Source organism: Azoarcus sp. TTM-91 (assembly GCF_012911025.1).
Classification (GTDB): Bacteria; Pseudomonadota; Gammaproteobacteria; order Burkholderiales; family Rhodocyclaceae; genus Azoarcus.
This window is the reverse complement of record NZ_WUEI01000195.1, coordinates 1-4,604: the sequence shown is the minus strand read 5'-3', so window position 1 is coordinate 4,604 and position 4,604 is coordinate 1. Positions and strand designations below refer to the sequence as shown.

General features: G+C 71.9%; 4 protein-coding genes. 2 read left to right on the top strand and 2 right to left on the bottom strand.

Annotated features, from left to right (window positions below):
• The first annotated feature begins 181 nt into the window (after nt 1-181).
• A complete protein-coding gene (locus tag GRF61_RS23325) occupies nt 182-1,636 on the top strand; it encodes an NAD-dependent succinate-semialdehyde dehydrogenase (protein ID WP_169153004.1) in 1,455 nt (484 codons plus the stop codon).
• Nucleotides 1,637-1,941: 305 nt separating this feature from the next.
• On the opposite strand, the gene GRF61_RS23320 is transcribed toward GRF61_RS23325, so the two are convergent.
• Nucleotides 1,942-2,640 (bottom strand): DsbA family protein, encoded by a 699-nt coding sequence (locus GRF61_RS23320; RefSeq protein ID WP_211166166.1) that lies wholly within the window; start codon nt 2,638-2,640, stop codon nt 1,942-1,944.
• A 167-nt stretch (nt 2,641-2,807) separates the two neighbouring features.
• Between GRF61_RS23320 and GRF61_RS23315 the strand changes: the two genes are divergently transcribed.
• Nucleotides 2,808-3,839, top strand: a complete 1,032-nt coding sequence (locus tag GRF61_RS23315) for an AraC family transcriptional regulator (protein ID WP_169153003.1) — start codon at nt 2,808-2,810, stop codon at nt 3,837-3,839.
• Nucleotides 3,840-3,877: 38 nt separating this feature from the next.
• On the opposite strand, the gene GRF61_RS23310 is transcribed toward GRF61_RS23315, so the two are convergent.
• The gene (locus tag GRF61_RS23310) at nt 3,878-4,510 is read right to left on the bottom strand and encodes a hypothetical protein (protein ID WP_169153002.1); all 633 of its coding nucleotides are present in this window, start codon (nt 4,508-4,510) and stop codon (nt 3,878-3,880) included.
• Between the last annotated feature and the right edge of the window lie 94 nt (nt 4,511-4,604).

Below are 4,604 nucleotides of genomic sequence, written 5' to 3'. Positions count from 1 at the left end.
GGCTTATTGAGCGGGAGGGCGCGTCTGCCCATGCTGGTGGCGCCAGCCCTGCATTCCCCAAGCGCTCAGCCTGGCAGACCGGCCCCTTCTGCCTGAGCCTGGCCGGGCTTGAGGGGCAAAAAAGAACATCAGATCCATCTGCTGGCGCCCGTCCGCGCTGGCCCGTAACAAGGAGAACACCATGCTCCAGCTGAAGAATCCGGCGCTGCTGCGCCAGGCCTGCTACATCGCCGGCCAGTGGGTGGGCGCCGATGATGGCGAGACCGTGCCGGTCACCAATCCGGCCACTGGCGAGACCATCGTCGGCGTGCCGCGCTGTGGCGCGGCCGAAACCCGCCGCGCCATCGAGGCCGCCGACCGCGCGCTGCCGGCCTGGCGCGAAACCACCGCCGCCGAGCGCGCCAAGGTGCTGCGGCGCTGGTTCGAACTGATGATGGCCAACCAGGAAGACCTCGCCCGGCTGATGACCGCCGAGCAGGGCAAGCCGCTGGCCGAGGCGCGCGGCGAGATCGCCTACGCCGCTTCCTTCATCGAGTGGTTCGCCGAAGAAGGCAAGCGCGCTTACGGAGAGGTGGTGCCCTCGCCGCTGGCCAACACCCGCATCGTCGTCACCCGCGAGCCGGTGGGCGTGTGCGCGGCGGTCACGCCGTGGAATTTCCCGGCGGCGATGATCACCCGCAAGGCCGGCCCTGCGCTGGCGGCCGGCTGCACCATCGTGGTCAAGCCGGCGGAGCAGACGCCGCTGTCCGCGCTGGCGCTGGCGGTGCTGGCGGAAGAGGCGGGCGTGCCGGCGGGCGTGTTCAGCGTCATCACCGGCAAGGCCAGCGCCATTGGCGGCGAATTCACCGCCAACCCGACGGTGCGCAAGCTCACCTTCACCGGCTCCACCGAAGTCGGCCGCCTGCTGATGGAGCAATGCGCGCCGACGATCAAGAAGCTGTCGCTGGAGCTGGGTGGCAACGCGCCCTTCATCGTCTTCGACGATGCCGACCTGGATGCGGCGGTGGCTGGCGCCATCGCCTCCAAGTACCGCAACACCGGCCAGACCTGCGTCTGCTCCAACCGCCTGCTGGTGCAGGCCGGGGTGTATGACGCCTTCGCCGGAAAGCTGGCCGCCGCGGTGGCGAAGCTGAAGGTGGGCAACGGCTTCGACGACGGCGTGACCCAGGGTCCGTTGATCGACGAAGCGGCGCTGGCCAAGGTCGAGGAACTGGTGGGCGATGCGGTGGCCAAGGGCGCCCGGGTGGTGGCCGGCGGCAAGCGCCATGCGCTGGGCGGCACCTGGTACGAGCCCTCCATCCTGGCCGAGGTGACGCCGGCGATGCGGGTGGCGAAGGAGGAAATCTTCGGCCCGGTGGCGCCGCTGTTCCGCTTCGACACCGAGGAAGAGGCCATCCACATGGCCAACGACACCGAGTTCGGCCTCGCCGCCTACTTCTACTCCCGCGACATCGGCCGGGTGTGGCGGGTGTCCGGCAAGCTGGAGTACGGCATGGTGGGCATCAACACCGGCCTGATCTCCACCGAGGTGGCGCCCTTCGGCGGCATCAAGCAATCCGGCCTGGGCCGCGAAGGTTCCAGCCACGGCATCGACGAGTACCTGGAAACCAAGTACCTGGCGATGGGTGGGCTGTAAGCCGCCGCGCCTGCGCACCGCCGCCGCGCCGGAGTCACGGGCGGCGGCGGTTTGCATTGCGGCTTGGAGCCTTGCCAGCCGGGCAGGTGTGGAGCCGGCGAAGGCGCCGGCGGGCCTAGGCGCCACCGCAGTGGGGGCGATTCCTCGGGCGGGGGCGGTCGTGCGAGCCGGAGAGAGGGCGCGCCCGTCAGGGCGCCAAGCGCGCTTGTTTGTCGAGATGGGCAAAAGCCACGCTCGGCCCGATGCCCTTGAGGCCCTTGGAGCCCTTGATGCCGTCGGGGCGTGCCCCGGCTGGCTCCCCGGCCTCAGGCCTCCGGCGCGCAGCCATCCACGCCGCAGAAGGGCGCGGGCGCTTGTTCCGCGGTGGCGGCAGGCAGGCGGCCGGCGAGGTGCTCGCGGAAGGCGTCCGGCTTGCCCAGCCAGGCGGAGAGGTCCAGTACCTGCAACTTGCGGTCGTCGGTCTCCAGCACCAGGGTGGGGAAGCCGCGGCCGCCGACCCGGGCCAGCAGCTCGCGGCTGGCGGCGACGTGGTTGCGGGTGGGGGCGCCTTCCAGGTCGGCGTAGGCCTGGTCGAACTCCGCCGGGTTGAGGCCGAGTTCGCTGGCGATGGCATGCAGCACCGCCGGTTCGGCGATGCGCCTGCCCTGCACGTAGTGGGCGCGCTGCAGCTGGTCCAGCATGTCCAGCCCGCGGCCGGCGATGGCCTCGGCGGCGAGGATGGCGGTGGTGGGCGGTGCGGAGTCCATGACCGCGCCGCGGTCCAGCAGCAGGCCGTCGAAATAGGCCTCGCCGAAGGGCTGGCCGCTGACGGCGGCGATGCGGCGGTCGTGGGGAATCACGTATTCCCGCCACTGCGGCGTGATCGGGCGGCGGTCGCCGTCCATCATCATGCCGCCGCCGTGGAAAGCGACCCGCAGGCCGGGCAGGCTGCGCGCAGCCTTCACCAGGGGGGCCGCGGCGTAGCACCAGCCGCACAGGGGATCGAAGATGTAATGCAGGGTCATGATGGTTGCTCCGGCCAGGCACTGCCTGGGGGGAAGGTCGAGTCGAGGCTTGCCATCATAGGAGGGCGTCCGGTGAGGAAAAAGCGGGCGGCGGATAACGCACTGTTTCATCGACAGGACCAATCTCCCCCATACCCGCCGGCGGCGGATGAAGCAAGGAGGCAGGGATGCAGCAGCAAGCACACACCCGGGAACTCGGCCGCGACGCCGCGGCGCTGTTTCGCCCCTGTGCGCAGGCGGCGGGGAATGCCGCCGCGGCCGCGGCGTCTTTCATCCGCAGCCGCGATCCGGCGGAGGCCTCCGCCCGCTTGTGCTCCGCCTACAGCCGCCATCGCCTGAGCGTGCATGGCCGCCGCTTCGACATGCGCTTCGAGCGTCGCAGCCTGGGCGCGCTGGAGCTGGCACGGTTGCGCTTCGGCACCGAGGTCGAGCTGGACCAGCAGGCCGCCGGCGGCTTCACCCTGATCACCACCCAGCTGGAGGGCGCCTCCGAGATCGTCGCCGGCGGCGGCATGCATCGCGGCGGTGCCGGCATGGTGGTGCTGGATTCCGCCGCCACACCGGTGAGGAAGCGGTTCTCCGCCGACAGTTGCCGCCTCAACCTGCGCATCGAGCAAGGCCTGCTGGCGGCCAAGTGGGCCGCGCTGAGTGGGCAGGAGGAGGCCGCGCCGCTGCTGTTCCAGCCGGTGCTGGCGGCAGACCTTCCGGCGCAGGCGCGCTGGCTGGCGCTGTTGCGGCTGGTGCTGGGCTGGGCGCAGGCGGCGCCGGGCGCCGCCCTGCTGCGCCAGCTGGAGGAAATGGTGGCGCTCTACCTGCTCACCGAAGTGCCCCACAGTCAATCCGCGCTGCTGCACAAGCCGCCGCCCGCGCCGGCGCCGCGCCACCTGCGCCGCGCCGAGGATTACATGCGCGCCCATGCGGGCCAGCCGCTGACCCTGGCTGACATCGCCGCCGCCGCCGGCGTTGGCATCCGCACCCTCAGCGCCGCCTTCCGCGACAGCCGGGGTACCAGCCCGATGGCCTGGCTGCGCGAGCTGCGCCTGGAGGGCGCGCGGCAGGACCTGCTCGCCGCCGGCCCCGCCGCCACTGTCGCCGAGATCGCGGCCCGCCGCGGCTTCGGCAACTTCGGCCGCTTCGCCGCCGACTACCGCCGCCGCTACGGTGAAACGCCATCGGCCACGCTGCGGCGGGGCGGCTGAGGCGCTTCTTCCCGATGGCGGCAAGCTGCCGCCGGGGCTTACGCCAGCATCTGCAGCACGAACACCACGCTGGCCTGCATGATCCCCCCGCGTTCCCGGAAGCTCAGCCAGCGGCAGTCTTCCGGGTCGCGGTCCACCGGGTCCCGGCGCGCCAGCGCGGTGTCGCGTTCGTCCTGCCAGTAGGTCTGGGTGACCAGCGGGCGGTGGCCGCCGGCGGACAGGCGCCAGTGCAGATGGCGGCGGCGGTTGGCGTAGTTGCCGGGAACAATGCTGTTGAAGGCGAAGCGGCCCTGGCCGTCGCTGCGTACCTGGCCGCGCAGGTTGATCTCCTCCGGCCGGTACTGGGAGATGTCGCCGTTGGCCTCCGGGTGGTAGCGGCCGTCGCTGTCTGCATGCCACAGCTCCACCACCGCGTTGGCGAGCGGCGTGCGGCCGTCGTTGCCGCCCAGCACCAGGCCGGCGACCTGCATCGGTGTGCCGGGGGCGCGCAGCAGGTTGATGTCCATGGTCGAGGGCGCGTTGGCGACGTAGAAGGGGCCGGCGGTGGCGCTGCCGGTGGGGCCGCAGGTCCGGCACACTGCGGGGGCGCAGGCTTCGGCGGCGAGGCCGGGGCGGCTGGCCAGCAGCAGGCCGGCGCCCAGGCCGAGGAGGAGGTCGCGGCGATCGGTCATGGCGGCGCTTCCAGACAGGGGATGGCCCTTGGTGGCGCGGAAGGCGGCGCGGGTTCCGTGCGCGGCTGAAGTGGCGGAGCCGGGACGATGAAAG

Coding starts and splice junctions, on each gene's coding strand:
- GRF61_RS23310 (WP_169153002.1), bottom strand. CDS start 4,510: ATGACCGATCGCCGCGACCTCCTCCTCGGCCTGGGCGCCGGCCTGCTG.
- GRF61_RS23315 (WP_169153003.1), top strand. CDS start 2,808: ATGCAGCAGCAAGCACACACCCGGGAACTCGGCCGCGACGCCGCGGCG.
- GRF61_RS23325 (WP_169153004.1), top strand. CDS start 182: ATGCTCCAGCTGAAGAATCCGGCGCTGCTGCGCCAGGCCTGCTACATC.
- GRF61_RS23320 (WP_211166166.1), bottom strand. CDS start 2,640: ATGACCCTGCATTACATCTTCGATCCCCTGTGCGGCTGGTGCTACGCC.